13 protein-coding genes are annotated in these 14,934 nt (G+C 58.7%); 8 read left to right on the top strand and 5 right to left on the bottom strand.

Features of this window, described 5'->3' with window-relative positions; genetic code table 11:
- Positions 1-1,026 precede the first annotated feature (1,026 nt).
- Positions 1,027-1,518 carry a TspO/MBR family protein gene (locus tag ACWUI2_RS04730; protein WP_486981714.1) on the top strand — a complete coding sequence of 164 codons (492 nt, stop codon included), beginning with the start codon at positions 1,027-1,029 and terminating at the stop codon, positions 1,516-1,518.
- A 151-nt stretch (positions 1,519-1,669) separates the two neighbouring features.
- On the opposite strand, the gene ACWUI2_RS04735 is transcribed toward ACWUI2_RS04730, so the two are convergent.
- Both ACWUI2_RS04735 and ACWUI2_RS04740 read right to left on the bottom strand, forming a co-directional pair.
- Positions 1,670-2,104: a type II toxin-antitoxin system VapC family toxin gene (locus tag ACWUI2_RS04735; protein ID WP_486981715.1), complete on the bottom strand. Its 435-nt coding sequence runs from the start codon at positions 2,102-2,104 to the stop codon at positions 1,670-1,672.
- On the bottom strand, positions 2,101-2,349 hold the full coding sequence (locus tag ACWUI2_RS04740; RefSeq protein ID WP_486981716.1) for a type II toxin-antitoxin system Phd/YefM family antitoxin: 249 nt from the start codon (positions 2,347-2,349) through the stop codon (positions 2,101-2,103). Before ACWUI2_RS04740 ends, ACWUI2_RS04735 begins: the two co-directional genes overlap by 4 nt.
- Positions 2,350-2,578: 229 nt before the next feature.
- On the opposite strand from ACWUI2_RS04740, the gene ACWUI2_RS04745 reads away from it, so the two are divergent.
- From ACWUI2_RS04745 to ACWUI2_RS04760, 4 genes are all read left to right on the top strand, one after another.
- Positions 2,579-4,873 carry a hypothetical protein gene (locus ACWUI2_RS04745; protein WP_486981717.1) on the top strand — a complete coding sequence of 765 codons (2,295 nt, stop codon included), beginning with the start codon at positions 2,579-2,581 and terminating at the stop codon, positions 4,871-4,873.
- 121 nt (positions 4,874-4,994) lie between these two features.
- Positions 4,995-5,876 (top strand): DMT family transporter, encoded by an 882-nt coding sequence (locus tag ACWUI2_RS04750; RefSeq protein ID WP_486981718.1) that lies wholly within the window; start codon positions 4,995-4,997, stop codon positions 5,874-5,876.
- 728 nt (positions 5,877-6,604) lie between these two features.
- On the top strand, positions 6,605-6,883 hold the full coding sequence (locus tag ACWUI2_RS04755; RefSeq protein ID WP_486981719.1) for a type II toxin-antitoxin system RelE/ParE family toxin: 279 nt from the start codon (positions 6,605-6,607) through the stop codon (positions 6,881-6,883).
- Positions 6,884-6,890: 7 nt separating this feature from the next.
- Complete coding sequence (locus ACWUI2_RS04760; protein WP_486981720.1) at positions 6,891-7,199, top strand: HigA family addiction module antitoxin; 309 nt, start codon at positions 6,891-6,893, stop codon at positions 7,197-7,199.
- A gap of 158 nt (positions 7,200-7,357) precedes the next feature.
- Here the strand turns inward: ACWUI2_RS04760 and ACWUI2_RS04765 are convergent, their stop codons facing one another.
- Complete coding sequence (locus ACWUI2_RS04765; protein WP_486981721.1) at positions 7,358-8,179, bottom strand: restriction endonuclease; 822 nt, start codon at positions 8,177-8,179, stop codon at positions 7,358-7,360.
- A 764-nt stretch (positions 8,180-8,943) separates the two neighbouring features.
- Positions 8,944-9,285 (bottom strand): hypothetical protein, encoded by a 342-nt coding sequence (locus ACWUI2_RS04770; protein WP_486981722.1) that lies wholly within the window; start codon positions 9,283-9,285, stop codon positions 8,944-8,946.
- A gap of 182 nt (positions 9,286-9,467) precedes the next feature.
- Between ACWUI2_RS04770 and ACWUI2_RS04775 the strand changes: the two genes are divergently transcribed.
- The 3 genes from ACWUI2_RS04775 (at position 9,468) to ACWUI2_RS04785 (ending at position 11,769) form a co-directional block, all read left to right on the top strand.
- Positions 9,468-9,848 (top strand): hypothetical protein, encoded by a 381-nt coding sequence (locus ACWUI2_RS04775; RefSeq protein WP_486981723.1) that lies wholly within the window; start codon positions 9,468-9,470, stop codon positions 9,846-9,848.
- Positions 9,849-9,918: 70 nt separating this feature from the next.
- Positions 9,919-10,794, top strand: coding sequence for a nuclease-related domain-containing protein (locus ACWUI2_RS04780; RefSeq protein ID WP_486981724.1), 876 nt, complete (start codon positions 9,919-9,921; stop codon positions 10,792-10,794).
- Positions 10,795-10,974: 180 nt separating this feature from the next.
- Complete coding sequence (locus ACWUI2_RS04785) at positions 10,975-11,769, top strand: tetratricopeptide repeat protein (RefSeq protein WP_486981725.1); 795 nt, start codon at positions 10,975-10,977, stop codon at positions 11,767-11,769.
- Positions 11,770-11,814: 45 nt separating this feature from the next.
- On the opposite strand, the gene ACWUI2_RS04790 is transcribed toward ACWUI2_RS04785, so the two are convergent.
- Entirely contained in the window at positions 11,815-14,928 is a 3,114-nt protein-coding gene (locus ACWUI2_RS04790) for a DEAD/DEAH box helicase (RefSeq protein ID WP_486981726.1), read from the bottom strand.
- Between the last annotated feature and the right edge of the window lie 6 nt (positions 14,929-14,934).

Below are 14,934 nucleotides of genomic sequence, written 5' to 3' on the forward strand. Positions count from 1 at the left end.
ATTTCACGCCGGTTACCCAGCCCTGCGGACTGGGCTATAGAATTGGTCACCTTCGGCGCCCCCCACGAACTCCGAAGCGCCGAAGGCGTGGCATCCAACAGCCCAGTCCGCAGGGCTGGGTTTCAAATGCATAACATTGCATGCGGCCTGAAGGGTCGCCATTCGATCCACCCACGCCCCTCCCCCCGCCCGCGATTCGATCCCCAGATAGCGACCCTTCAGGCCGCGGATATTTCACGCCGGTTACCCAGCCCTGCGGACTGGGCTATAGAATTGGTCACCTTCGGCGCCCCCCACGAACCGACACCGCAATCCGAAGCGCCGAAGGCGTGGCATCCAACAGCCCAGTCCGAAGGGCTGGGTTTCAAATGCATACCATGCATGCGGCCTGAAAGGTCGCCATTCGATCCACCCACGCCCCTCCCCCCGCCCGCGATTCAATCCCCAGATAGCGACCCTTCAGGCCGCGGATATTTCACGCCGGTTACCCAGCCCTGCGGACTGGGCTATAGAATTGGTCACCTTCGGCGCCCCCCACGAACCGACGCCGCAACCCGAAGCACCGAAGATGCGGCATCCAACAGCCCAGTCCGAAGGGCTGGGGTTTCAATGCATAACATTGCATGCGGCCTGAAGGGTCGCCATTCGATCCACCGACGACCTCCCCCAGCCCGCGATTCAATCCCCAGATAGCGACCCTTCAGGCCGCGGATATTTCACGCCGGTTACCCAGCCCTGCGGACTGGGCTATAGAATTGGTCACCTTCGGCGCCCCCCACGAACTCCGAAGCGCCGAAGGCGTGGCATCCAACAGCCCAGTCCGCAGGGCTGGGTTTCAAATGCATAACATGCATGCGGCCTGAAGGGCCGCCATTCGATCCACCGACGACCTCGCCCCGCCCGCGATTCGATCCCCAGATAGCGACCCTTCAGGCCGCGGATACTTCACGCCGGTTACCCAGCCCTGCGGACTGGGCTATAGAATGAGTCGCCTTCGGCGCCACTTTTAGGTTTTAATACCACCCCATGACCCACCGCACCGCCACCATTCTCCGCGCCACGGCCGGCCTCGCCGTCTGGCTCTTGATCGTCCTCATCACCGCCGCGATCGGCGGCGCCGGATCCGCCGGGGCGGGCGAGATCTACCAGGAACTCAACCGCCCTGAATGGGCGCCCCCGGGCTACCTTTTCGGCCCCGTCTGGACGGTCCTTTACCTGACCATGGCCCTCTCCGCCTGGTTGGTCTGGCGCTCCGGCGACTGGCGCAAAACCCGCCTACCCCTGACCCTCTTCCTGATCCAACTCGTGCCCAACGCCCTCTGGAGCTGGCTCTTCTTCGCCTGGCAACTCGGCCTCCTCGCCTTCCTCAACATCCTCCTCCTCGCCACCCTGATCGTCGCGACCATCATCTCCTTCTGGCGCGTCCGCCCGACCGCCGCCGCCTTGCTCCTCCCCTATCTCCTCTGGGTCGCCTTCGCCGCCGCCCTCAACTTTTCCATCTGGCAACTCAACTCCTGACGCCGCGCCGATGTCACGCCTGCCTCGCTGCACAGTTTACAGCCACGAAAAGGCGCAGAAATCTCAAAAAAAGAGCGTTGATGCAGGGGCTTGCTTCCCTGGATCAGTCGACCGGTGTTCTTGTACTTGTCTGATGCTTTTTCGAGGCCCGTCACGGATAAACCGAAAAGCCGAGCGCGGCGGCGGCGGTTTTCATCCGGGCATCGGCGGTGGCGACCGTCCTGCACTTCAAGAGACCCGCGGTGGCGAGATGGATGCCATCGAGGGTGCGAACGAGCGGCATTTCCGTTCCTCGGCCTCGACCGTCCAATTCGGCGCAAGCTTCGAGAACATCCCCTCCGACCGGAAATACCTGGATTCGTCCCGCCGTCACGTCTTCGCGAAAAATCTTCGCCAACTTCTCCGCCGCCCCCGGTTTGATTTCCCCTCTCACTTCTTTCTGACGAAGGGCGAAAGCGATTTCAGCCTGCACCAGCGCGCTCGTATACAAAGGCGCTCCTGCCTTCATCACCCGCGCCTGCCATTCATCCGAGTCCCCCTCGGAGACATAAAGCTTCAAAATGACCGATGAATCCCAGTAGATCATAACCGGTCTCCGCGCAAATCGTCCCAGAGTGACTGTGAATCACCGCCTGGCCGCTTGCTTCCGTATTCCCGCCGAGCTTCCTCCAAACGCCGCTCCCACCCCTCCAACTTCGATCCCGCATCGCCAACTTCGACCGCACAGAGCCTCGCCCTCGCCTTTCCCCGGACCGTGATCACGACTTCCTCCCCCCGCGCCGCCTGTTCCACCAACTCACTCAGCCGCGCCTTGGCTTCCTTCAAGTTCATTATCATGTAACCACAGTGGTCACTTTGGTTCAAGGGTCAAGACAGGCCCATATTGGAAAACTTTCATGAATCGAATTTCGGCCCGTTGACCGGGTGACCGTGAGGCGATACTATGAAAGTCCCAAAACGCAAACACCCCGGTTCGAAGCAACGTCCCCCCCCCAGCCTCCCATAGTGTATTGAGCTCCTCGGAACTCGGAAAACGTCCACAAATCACGGAGGAATTATCATGAAAAACATTCGAACATTGGCGACCCTGGCCACCGGTGGAGCAATCCTTGCTGGGGCCTTCGTTTTACCGCTCAACACAAGCGCATCCGAACAGGAACCAGAAGGCGGCGAAATTCCTCCCTGGCTGACGACCGAACGGGCCGGGGAGTATCTTCTGATCGCCACCGGGCGGGACACGCGTCCGCCGCGGTTGATGCGTATGACGGTTTACCATGTGCCGACCCGCGAGGTGGTGGCGGAAGACTGGCCCGGCCCGGTAGGAGGCTGGGAGGGGAGTTCCGGCGGATGGGGGGGAACGGTCGGCCAACTGGTGCTGGGTGCGCCCAATCGTCTCTGGCAGGGAGCAAGCCTTCTGAATCTCGATGACGGCGTCAGCGTGATGTCGTTGGCCTGGGAACGCAAAACCTACGTCATTTCGGCCGACCATCGCCGCGCCGTGATCATCGAAGGGGGCGATATCTGGCGGGGCGAACTCGACTGGGCAACCGGCGAAATCGTCAATCGCGAACAGGTCACCCGCATGGGGATCTTCAACGACCGAATGCGCGCCATCCACTGGCATGGCAACGACCTCTATCTGGCGGCCGCACTGGACCCGGAGAAACCGGTCGTCCGGGTGAATTTGGTTTCCGGCGAACTCGAGGAAATAGCGGTTTCGCCCGCCTTCGATCCGGTCGAGGGATCGCCCGCCACCATGCGACAGCAGTCCATGGGACACAACCCGCCGGGCTGGCTGATCGTGCGCCCCGAGGGGCAGACCGTGCACACCCTCGACCTGCGTACCGGCCGCGCCGGTACGTTGCCCAATCCCGCCCACCGCGAGGATCGGCGGAGCGGACCTGGCTGGCGAGGCGAGGAACTCCAATGGCTCGACGACACCACCGCGGTGCTGGCCACGGACGCCGGGATTTTCCGTTTCGAATTCGCCGCCGATCATATCCTCGCCCTGACGAAACGCCAAGGGGATGACCCGGACCGCGGTTGGGTCCTCAGCCTCGACGACAGTATCGTCGGTCCGACGGTGCGCGGAGACATTCTGCCGGATGGTCAATGGGTGATGGTCTCGGCCAGGAAGGCCCCTCCACCGCCAACAGATGGCAGCCGCACCGCGCAGATCGCCTATTCCCAACGTCTGGACGAAATGCCGCCCGAGTTGTTTCTCTTGAATCTTGAAACCGGTGAAGTGGAGCCGATGGACCTCGACGGACCGCCCCCGCACTTCACCCGCGGAGGGTTTCCCGACGACGAATGGCTGGATGACCGTTACTACGTTTTCACCCGTCAGACCGGAGGCCTCGCGGAAATCGGCACCTGGCTCTATGACCGGGAGCAACGGCAAACCCGCCGACTCGCCCAAATGCCAAGCCGGGGCGGCAGGCTCTGGTTCCCGGAAAGCGAGACGATTGCCTTCCAGGCGGCGGCCCCCGCCAGCGAAGGGATCGGAGCCGGCGCCAGCTACCTCGTCAACGTCGATGGCAGCGGGCTCGCCGAACTTCCCGTGGCCGGACGCGTCGGCCATATCGCCCCCGAGCCGATCGATCTGGGTTTCGACCGGGCCGGGGCCGACCTATGGACCGAGCCGGAATACGAAGTCGAAACTGTCGTCGCAACGCCACCGGAAACTTCCGTCGTCCATGCGGAAGGCCCCCAAACGGTCGGGCCGACCGACGACATGCGGTTGGAAGAGGCGATCGCCGACATGTCCGCCGAAGATCAGGCGATCGTGCGGCGGGCGCTCAAAGAGGTCCAGGACAATCACCATCTCTCCACCCACTATGATCCGCTCGACTTCGCTCTCCTGTTCCAGACCGAGTTCCGTCGATTGGAGCCTACCGCCGATCAACCGTTCGACCTGCCCGACGACGGCGGCTGGACGATTACCTGGCGGGAAGTCATGTCCGAAGGCGATTTGACGCCGGCCTTGTCGAGGGAACGGATGGTCCGGGTATCCGGGGACCGAGCCGAAACCATGAGCGGCGACGCCGACTGGTTCACCCCTGAGGTGAAACATGCCATTGGAGAAGGATACGCCGACGCAGTGATCGCCAACCCGGCTCGAATTGTGAACTCCAGGCAAGCTTCCCGCCTGTTCGTCGAAGTTCTGACCGAACAGCGACGCCTGGCGCAAGGTCACGCGTCTCCTGAGTCCGCGCCCACTCCGGCCGTTTCCCCCGGAGATCCGGACCCGGAGCCCGAGGACCAAAGCGCCGAGGGGGAAAGGGATGCCGTGGACGAAACATTGGAGCGAGTGGAGCAAACCGCGGATCGAATCAGGGGAATCTTCGGCAGGTAGGGTCCTCGCCCTGATCCGCATCCGGAGCCAACCGGCCCGAACGATTTCATCAGCGGTCGGAGGCTCCGCGCCGGAAGTAACGCTGCTTGCAACTCTCGGGTGGAGGAGGTTACGGTCTGGAGTGTTCCGATCCAGGATAATCCTCGCATCAAGCTTCGTCTTACTGTGGAACTCCGGCTTTATCGGAGCGGAATTGGCCCTGCCCCATGCCCCCACCTTCACCTTGCTCTTTTGGCGTTACGGGGCGCTCTGCTTGATGCTCGGACTTTTTCTTGGGTTGGCTCGCCGGCTCCCGTGGCCCGGATGGCCGAGGATCGGGCACGCCATGCGGGTCGGCATTCTTTCCCATGGCGTCTGGCTGGCTTGCGTGATGCTCGCCCTCGACCAAGGTGTTCCGGCTGGAATCGTGGCGCTCGTGGTGGCGCTCCAACCCCTTGTTACCGGGGCCCTATCGGGCCGGGTGACCGGTGAAAAGACCCCCGCTCACCGCTGGATCGGCCTTGCCCTCGGCTTCATGGGAGTTTGCGTGGTTCTCCTGGCACGCATTGATTTTCGGGATGCGGGATCGCTCTTCGGCTATTTGATACCGATGGTATCCGTATTCGCCATTACTCTAGCGACCCTGATGCAACGGCGGGTGGAGCTTCACGAAAAAGAGCTGTTGCTGCCCGCGGACCAAACCTTGTTGTATCAGAGTGTGGGCACGGCGCTCGCCGTTTTCCCGGCGGCACTTTTGTTGGAAGGCTTTTCCACCCAATGGAATCTGGAGCTGGCCCTCTCCCTGACGTGGCTGGTCCTGGGCGTATCCCTCGGAGCCTATGGCCTGATGTGGCAACTCATCGCGCGGATGGACGCGACCCGCGTCGCCAGCCTGTTCTACTTCGGCCCGCCGGTCACGATGGTCATGGGCTGGCTCGCCTTCGGCGACACGCTTCAGTTGGGCGACGTCGCCGGACTCGCCATCGTATTCGCCGGAGTGCTCCTCACTTACGCGCGCCGGTAATCTAAACCGCCCGCTTCGCTCAAGGTCGCCAAGATCGCGAAGACAAAAGAAAAAAGCCGAGCAGAAGTTACTCTATTCTCTCCTTTGCGCTCTTCGCGGCCTTTGCGGTTAAACCTCTTCTCACTGGGAGGGTTGCCTTCCAGGCGACCTTCTTCTGAACCGGCGCCGACGGCGGACGGCAGGATGCCATCCCTCCCAGTAGGCTTCCAAGCAACGGCATTCCCGTAGTCGGGTTGGCTCCGCCGCCCGACAGCAGCGGCCGAAGCCGAAGGACCGGAAATTCGATGTCACGCGTCGCCGATGGGTTCGATTGGCTCCCGCGTTTCGGACACCAAACGGTGAGGCGGCAAAGCCAACCCCACTACTGCGGGCCAAATCGGAGGGTTGCCTTCCAGGCGACCAAATCCCCCGATCACGCCGGAGCTGATGCAAACGGCGGACGGCAGGATGCCCATCCCTCCCAGTGCCCTCCAACCAACGGCATTCCCGTAGTCGGGTTGGCTCCGCCGCCCGATAGCAGCGGCCGGAGCCGAAGGGCCGAAAATTCGATGTCACGCGTCGCCGATGGGATCGATTGGCTCCCGCATTTCGGACACCAAACGGTGAGGCGGCAAAGCCAACCCCACTACTGCGGGCCAAATCGGAGGGTTGCCTTCCAGGCGACCAAATCCCCCCGGTGCTTTGGTCATGCTTGACGTTACTAACGGTATGCGTAACTATTTCTCTTCGTGATTAGCAGCTTTCGCTGTAAAGAGACAGAGAAACTTTTCGGCGGCCAACGTTCCCGAAAATTCCCGGTGGCCATCCAGGCGTCAGCCCTGCGAAAGTTGCAGCAAATCCACATATCTGAGAAAATTGACGACCTGCGAGTTCCACCCGGAAACCGCCTTGAGGCGCTAAAGGGGAAACGAACGGGAACCTACAGCGTGCGAGTGAATGACCAGTGGCGCATCTGTTTTCGATGGACGGATGGCGACGCTAACGATGTAGAGATAATCGATTACTAGAACCGGAATGAACAAAAAGAAAAACGAGCTTCCGTTGCCTACGCCGGGAGAGATGTTGCGAATCGAGTTCATGGAACCGCTCGACCTTTCCGCCTATCGTCTCGCCAAGGATCTCGGCGTCCCGGCGACCCGGATCCATGAGATTTTGAAAGGAAAACGTGCCATCACCGCCGAAACCGGTTTGCGCCTGGACCGCTACTTCGGTTTGTCCGACGGATGGTGGCTCCGGCTGCAGACCGACTGCGACCTACGCGAAGCCCGGCGCATGCATGGCGAAAAAATCGCCCGTGAAGTCCGCCCGCGCTCCGCGGCATAAAGGGGGCAAAAAAGTCCAAAACCGCTAAATCTCGCTAATCTCCGCTAATTAGGCCGGGGGCGGAGAAAACAATCCGCAGCAACTCATGCGGCTCAAATTCGGAATTCGCCATTAGACATTCGCTACAACGTCCGACACTTTCGGCCCAATGCGAGGACCTAGACGATTGTCGCCAGCTCGCGCGTTCCGCGACACTTTGGATAACCCGGGCATCCCCAGAATTGCTGCCCCTTCGTCTCTCCCCTGCCTGCAGTCCGGATCACCATGGACTCACCGCACTTCGGACAGGCCGGAGCTTCGGACAACGGCCGGTCATCGGTCGTCTCGATCGTCCCTTTCGTCAATTCCCCAGAGCTGTTGTGATTCTGCACTTGCCGAATTGCCTTCAATAGGGTCTGCCCATCGATCAATTCCAGCGGCTTCCCAGCCGCGAACATGACAGCGTCTTTCGTGAATGCGCTGGTGGTCACCAGTTCTGCCGACGCGGCTCCTTCGGCCATCATCAAGCCGTAAAGCTCACGAACAGTCGGAACGCCAACGGGCTTCCCTTTCCATCTCTTGCACTGAACCAGGACCTGCACTCCATTCCTTCTCAAGACGAGATCAACGCCGCCATCCGCACCTCCACCGAGCGACTCCTCGACCCTGTAGCCCCCTCTTCGATACCACGCCGCCACCAAATCCTCGAACCGTTTCCACGGAAGCGCACGCAAGGAGTCGAGGCTCGTCTGCTCATCGAACAACAGCCGACTCCGGCGCGCACGAAACGCAGACAAACCAGCCAAGATCAGAAGCACCAGAACGACGATTGGCGCGAAATTCCGCCCCGCATTCGCCACCGCAAGACCGATCATCCCGTCTCCAGCGAACAATGGAAGGAGAAAGACCAGAGCAACATAGACGATCACGGCCAAAACCACGCTAACCCACCAAGGCAACAAGACCAGGAGATCGACAAAAGAGGAAGACTTCTTGGGCATCGGAGAATCATCGCGGACCACGACCCATCGTCAACCTCTGGATCCAGTCGCTAGAACCCCGAAGCGACGAGTTCTCAGCCACCGCAAACCTCTCCATCGGCCGAGCCTGGAAATTGGATCCCGCCGTAGCGATGAAACCACGCCTTCATCGACCGACGTGACAGGCTCCCACGTTTCGAACACCAAACGGTGAGGCGGCAAAGCCAACCCCACTACTGCTGACCAAATCGGAGGGTTGCCTTCCAGGCGACCAAATCCGCCGTACACGCCGGAGCTGATGCAAACGGCGGACGGCAGGATGCCATCCCTCCCAGTGCCTTCCAAGCAATGGCATTCCCGTAGTCGGGTTGGCTCCGCCGCCCGACAGCAGCGGCCGGCGCCGAATGGCCGAAAGTTCGATGTCGCGCGTCGCCGATGGGTTCGGCTGGCTCCCGCATTTCGGACACCAAATGGTGAGGCGGCAAAGCCAACCCCACTACTGCGGGCCAAATCGAAGGGTTGCCTTCCGTCAATGACTTTTTCAAGAAAATGTCGAAAAAGCCCTTACTTGCCGGATCGCGAAGGAATCTTAACCGCAAAGATCGCAAAGAGCACAAAGACGAAGATTAGGCAGGCAAACGCCAAACCGCTAACTTTCGCTAGCCTCCGCTAATCAGGCCTCTTGCAGTGTCGGGGTTCCGGGGAGCGACCCCGCATCATTTTCAAGCGGCAAATTCGAAATGCGTGATTGCGTTCGAGTGTTTCGGGAAACATCCGCCTGCTTGTTAAGGAAGCGCGTCTGCACGCTGCGGAGAGCGTCGGCGGCTGGGTTCAACCTGTTGCAGTTGCGCATCGGCAATATCGAACAGCGCGTATGCGAGGACGCGAAAAACACACAACGAGAGTATTTGAATCACGAAAATTGCAAGCCAGCCAATCAAAAGCAGCGGACTCATTTGAATCACTGGCCCCAATAGATGCACATAAAAGCCAAAACCTATCAGTCCGCCCACCAGCGAAATCCAAAAAAGAACATCAATCAGCAGTCGGGGGCCGGCGTAAGCGGAGATGGCACGCAGCTCACCGAGCGTTTTGTCTCCCGAATCTTCGATGTAGAGGTCGTTCATTGAAAGCCGAGCCTGTTGGCATGGTTCAAAATGTAAAGCATCCAAACCGACTTCAATGCCCCAGTTCCGGGAACGAGGGAGATTTACTCGGCATCCGAATATCATCGCGCTCAGGATTACTCGTCGACTTCGGAGTCGTTAAGAATTGCCATCTATGGACGCCCGGATAGCAAATTGAGGCTATGAAATTTTGCCCGGTCGCCTTTTTTCTCCTGATTCTTTCGCTGCTTCTTGCAGGCTGTGGAGAGAAGCTCACTGGACGTTACGAAGGGGTTATTCAATATCCCGAGGTGCGCGTCCCGGAAGCGGACCCAGCAATCCAGAATCAGGTGAACCAAGCACTCCGAACGACCCAAGGTAAGAGCGGAATGAGCCTCGAATTCAGCGGATCCAAGGTGCGAATGAGTAATGGATTTGTTATAACCGAATACCGGTATCGGGTGAATGGAACCAGACTCGAACTCACGGCAGATGCCATGGGACAAAAGATGATTATTCCGATGACCATTCAACCAGATGGATCAATCACTTACCAAATGATTCGCTTTCATCGCGTTGAATAGCTCGATGCTGAAGAAGGCCTTGTTCTGTATTCCCTCGACATCCGGGACCGTGAATTCCTGAATCTCCACTGTGTTTGCCAAGCTTATACTCGTCGCGATCTGCCTGATACCGCTCGCCTACCTTCTGACCAGGATCCACCTTGAGCGGCGAAAGACGAAGCTACTTAAGAAGTCCCCCTTCACGGATCTCCTCTTGCGTCCGGCTGGCGAGAGCCTCCGGCTCAAACTCAAGGAAATGGATGAGAAACTGACGGACCAACTTTTGCCAATGATCCTTCTTCCTGTCGGCATGGCGGTAACGTTCCTTTTTCTAGCCCCTGCAATTCAGTCCAACTGGGAACTGGTTGTACTGGCGCCGATGGCTCTCGGGGCAGTTGGAATAGCTTACGTTATTTGGGGACGTCATATCCCGCAGTTGATTCGCGACATGCGTGATCACGAACTTGGCTTCCAAGGCGAACGCTACGTCGGCGAGGAGCTGAACCAGTTGCTGAAACAAGGGTTCCGGGTCTACCACGACCTCCCCTTTAATGGTTTCAATATCGACCACGCCCTTGTCGGACCGCCGGGGGTCTACGCGATCGAGACAAAAACCCGCCGCAAGCCGATCGGGGAGCGGGGCAAAGCCGCCCACAAAGTCATCTTCGACGGCGCCAACCTCCACTTTCCCTGGGGAAAAGACACCCATGGCCTCGAACAGGCCAAGCGCAACGCCGACCACCTCGCCTCCTGGCTCTCCAGCGCGACCGGGGAAAAGATCAAAGTCGAGGCAATCCTCACCCTCCCCGGCTGGTGGGTCGAGCGGACCGCCCGCGGAGGCGTCCATGTTGTGAATACAAAGGAAATCCCAAAGATCTTTGCCGGCAAGGCTCCGTCTCTCTCACCCGAACAAATCCAGCGCATCTGCCACCAAATCGAGCAGAAGTGCCGGAACCTGGAGGTGTAAGGCGCTAAAGGAAAAAAGTGAGAACGCTCAACAGCACCGATCGACATCGATGAGAACAACTGCAGCGATCTCCAGAAGGTTCCCGGCTTCACACTACCCATTCCAATGGAAATAGCTCGTTGATTTGGTATTGCCCACACTCCGCGCGATCAACATAAGGATCCCGATAGACCCTGATATATGACCCGAATCTACTTTTTTCTTTTCCTGATTGCATCGACGATCGCCACGTTCATTCCGTTGAAAATCGATGCGAACGATGTCCCGCGACTTGCTTCGATCAAAGCTGGTGCCGAAGCGGGCAATCCCCAGGCTCAGCTTGAGTTCGCAAATACCTTTTCGAACTCAAGCGAGTTTGAAGCATGGCTCAGAAAGTCAGCTAATCAAGGGTATCCCCCGGCCATGGATCAACTTGCGGCCTTTTTATTGAACCGGATTGTCGGGCGGATGAAATGGCCACCATCCCATACGGAGGGGGTGGTATGGGCTGCACGCGCTGCTGATTCGGGCCAGGCTCGGTCTGCCCGATTGCTTAGCGAAGCCTATCATCGCGGGATGGGCATCGAGAAGGATCCGAGAATCGCCTACACTTGGCTTCTTGTTGCCCAGCGTTTTCCTGCTCAACGTCCCTATCTTTCAACTATTGAACGGGAATTGCTGCAAATCTTGTCACTGGAAGAGGTCCGGAAGGCACAGTCAGCGGAAAGCGCCTTCCGCCCCCACCAAGGTATCGCCTGGCAAACGGTTATCACATCCATCGTGACAGAAAGACTTGCCTTTACCGGCGCACTTCAGCGACAAGGCGAAACGATCGCCCTCATTAACGGCAATCCCGTCAGCGAAGGCCAGCGGTTCTCGATCACGCTCGCTTCCACCGTTATTCCGGTCACCTGCACGAAGGTAAATTCTAATGAGGTCCAGTTGTCCATCCAAAACCTGTCCACACCGGTCATTATCCGGCGCCAATTACAGTGATTCCGAGATCCTGAAGATTCGGAACAAACGACATTAAAATCCGTATCACGCGGTTCTCGCGGCTTCAAAGAGTTCAGCGGGCATGAAGTGGTTCAGCTCCCAAACCATCTGGATCGGACGGTCAGATTCGTAGGTGAGAAGATCTTTAGCGGGGCCAAGAAAGATGAAGGGCGCCGTGGCGCCTTCGATGCTCTTTTCCAAGCGAGCGAAGAAGAGGATCGTGTAGCCGCGTTCGCGGAAGTGGATGTAGTTCTGCCCTGTCGCGCTGTTTTGCGTGATGGCGGCCTGGCTTTCCCAGTGGAGGCGGGTTCGGCTTATCGGGTAGTCTTTGTATCGGGTTGTGGGTGAGAAATCCTTCTCCTCCTTTCGGAAGGTCACGAAGTGGAGATAGGCCTTCTGCTCCTTTAAATGAACCACGCCGGTTCCAGTTGGGCCGGTCGTTTCAAGGTTTGCTTTCCCAAAGGCAGCGGTGATTTCTCGCAAGCCGTAGGCGGCGTGGAGGCGAAGGGGGCAGGGAATCCCGACGTCAACGCTTTGGGTGGGAAATGGGTGCTGGCTCAGGCGCCATTTCGCGATCTCGATGAAATCGGCGGCTGCTGATTTGTTCTGCTGCCAACGCCTGAAGGAATCTCGATGCGTGGAGACGCCAAGGGCTTCTCCTTTTTGGGACCAAAACAGGTAATGAAGAGCGTTCGCTTCGCCTTCAGTTAGGCCATAGTCGGCCGGGTCCTCAGCGACGGCCTCGGAGGAGATCCGAATCGCCTTCTTCAAAAACTCAGGATCGGTGCGGAGCGCCAGTCGCCGCAGGGCCTTCCGGGCATCGGTGAGGTGGGGGTCCTGAACTGTTTCAGCTCCACGGGCGAGGTCTTTCCATTCGGACCAGGTGCGATTGCTCAAAACCTCCAGCGGTGATAACTGGGTTTCTCGAATGAAGTTCCCGAAGGTCAGCTCCTGCTGCGTTTCAGCTTCGAAGGTCTGGATCGCTTCAGGGACAAATGCTCGCAGGTTGCCGAGGCTTTGCCGGATGTTGGCGAGCACGTATTCGCGGGCGACGCGTTCGAGGTGGATGTTGCAGCCGGGAGGCAAGTTCGGAAAATCCCTCTCGATTTCTTGGTCGATGCGGCGGCGAGTCGTTCGCAGCAGGGCGCTAAATTTCCGGTCGATGCGATATTTGGGGTGAGCCTGCCCAACGAAATCAAGCACCGTCAGGCACTCCTTTTCCGGTGCGTGGCGCAGGCCGCGGCCGAGTTGCTGAAGAAAGACAGTGAGGCTTTCGGTGGGGCGCAGGAAGAGGACGAGATTGATTTCCGGAATGTCGACGCCTTCGCTGAAAACGTCGACAGTGAAAAGAAAGGTAATCTTCCCTTCACGAAAACCTCGTATCCGCTCAGCTCGGACATCACGCGGCGTTGTCCCGAGGACGACTTCGGCGGTTTGCCCGGCGTCCCTGAAATTTTGCGCCATGTATTCAGCATGTCTGACGCCAGCGCAAAAACCAATGGCACGGGTATTGGTCAGATCAGGCTGGTAGCGTTCGATGCTTTTCCAAATGACATCCAGCCGCAATTTCGCCCGCAGATCGTCTCCGCTGTAAACGTCCTCGAGAGCGCCTGCATCATACTTGCCGTTCTTCCAGAACCGCTCTTCAGCAACCGACACCGGATCGGAAACACCGAAATAATGGAACGGGCACAGCAGTTTTTCTTCCAGCGCTTCGGGCAAGCGTATTTCGGCGGCAAGCTCGTTGTCGAAATTTGGAAGGATTGAGCTCCCGTCCATTCGTTCGGGAGTAGCAGTCAGGCCAAGCAGAACCTTCGGCCTCAAGTGCTCAAACAGAGGCCGGTAACTGTTGGCGGCCCCGTGATGCGTCTCGTCGACGATGACGAAGTCGAAATGTCCTGGGCCGAATCGCTCCCAAGGCTTGCGATTGTTCAGGCTTTGAACCGAGGCGAAGACGTGATCCCACCGATCGGGAAGTTCTCCATCGACGAGCAATTCGCCGAAGTTGAAATCCCGCAGGACTGCCCGGAAGCAATCGCGCGCCTGATGAAGGATCTCTTTCCGGTGAACAACAAAAAGCAAGCGGGATGCCTGCGGATTTTCCCGGCGGAAACGGGAATAGTCGAATGCGGCCATTACGGTCTTTCCGGTCCCGGTAGCAGCGACCACGAGATTCCGGTTGGACCCAGCCATCCGAGCAGCAAGCAATGCTTCAAGAATTCGCTCCTGGAAAGCGTGCGGCTTAATGTCTGCGAAAAAGTGGGGACCCGCTGCTGGGGTTGACCGCTTGGCGTAAGAAATCGCTTCGCGGAAGCGAGGCGCCTGGGCTGCGTCGAAAGACACGAACTCCTCCCGCGCCCAGTAGGTCTCGAATTCGGCCGCGAAGCGGGCCAGGATATGCTGCATGTCCTGCGCCGTAACCTTGACCGTCCATTCCAGCCCGCTCGTCATCGCTGGATGGCTCATATTGGCGGAGCCGATGTAGGCAGTCGAATAACCGGTCTTGCGGATGAAATGGTACGCTTTCGCGTGCAACCGTGTCCGCTCTGTATCGTAGGAGACGCGCACTGAGAAGCTTGGTTGAGCCGCCAGCCACTCGACCGCGTGCGGATCGGAAGCTCCCATGTAAGACGTAGTGATGATCCTTACTTCCACACCTCGTTCCGCCAAGGATTCAAACGCTGGCAACAATAGCTTGAGCCCGGACCATTTGATGAACGAAACGAGAATGTCCACCCGGTCAGCCGTCATCATCTCTGTGCGCAACTCCCGCTCAAGCTGGGGATCGTCAGCAGATCCGGTCAACAGGCTGCTCACGCTCAGGGGTGTGGCCGGTTCGGGAAATGGACTTGCCTGGTCCGTTGACCTTATCTGCCGGAGAAGCGTCTTCGGTTTTTCAAGGAGGCGCTTTCGTTGTGTATAATCAAGACCGTCGATACTGCTGAGCAGCTCTATCAGGCGGTTCGTGATGGCGCGGCGCTGGTCATCCTTTACGATCAGCAAAGCCTTCAAGAGCACCTGGCCCAAAAATTGGCTATATGCCTGTGGAGCGTTTTCATCATCGAGCTTCTCGAAGATGGGGGAAAGCTCCGGATGAGCCGAGAGCAAGTCCTCCAGCTCCTCGTCGAGCAATCGATCGTATAAACCCTCTGGAAGCATCAGCAA

This window comes from Verruconatronum alginivorum, from assembly GCF_056590205.1.

Bases quoted from the DNA above. Each gene is read 5' to 3' on its own strand.
- ACWUI2_RS04765 (WP_486981721.1), bottom strand. From the start codon at position 8,179: ATGCCCAAGAAGTCTTCCTCTTTTGTCGATCTCCTGGTCTTGTTGCCT.
- ACWUI2_RS04735 (WP_486981715.1), bottom strand. From the start codon at position 2,104: ATGATCTACTGGGATTCATCGGTCATTTTGAAGCTTTATGTCTCCGAG.
- ACWUI2_RS04785 (WP_486981725.1), top strand. From the start codon at position 10,975: ATGACCCGAATCTACTTTTTTCTTTTCCTGATTGCATCGACGATCGCC.
- ACWUI2_RS04790 (WP_486981726.1), bottom strand. From the start codon at position 14,928: ATGCTTCCAGAGGGTTTATACGATCGATTGCTCGACGAGGAGCTGGAG.
- ACWUI2_RS04740 (WP_486981716.1), bottom strand. From the start codon at position 2,349: ATGAACTTGAAGGAAGCCAAGGCGCGGCTGAGTGAGTTGGTGGAACAG.
- ACWUI2_RS04770 (WP_486981722.1), bottom strand. From the start codon at position 9,285: ATGAACGACCTCTACATCGAAGATTCGGGAGACAAAACGCTCGGTGAG.
- ACWUI2_RS04730 (WP_486981714.1), top strand. From the start codon at position 1,027: ATGACCCACCGCACCGCCACCATTCTCCGCGCCACGGCCGGCCTCGCC.
- ACWUI2_RS04745 (WP_486981717.1), top strand. From the start codon at position 2,579: ATGAAAAACATTCGAACATTGGCGACCCTGGCCACCGGTGGAGCAATC.
- ACWUI2_RS04775 (WP_486981723.1), top strand. From the start codon at position 9,468: ATGAAATTTTGCCCGGTCGCCTTTTTTCTCCTGATTCTTTCGCTGCTT.
- ACWUI2_RS04760 (WP_486981720.1), top strand. From the start codon at position 6,891: ATGAACAAAAAGAAAAACGAGCTTCCGTTGCCTACGCCGGGAGAGATG.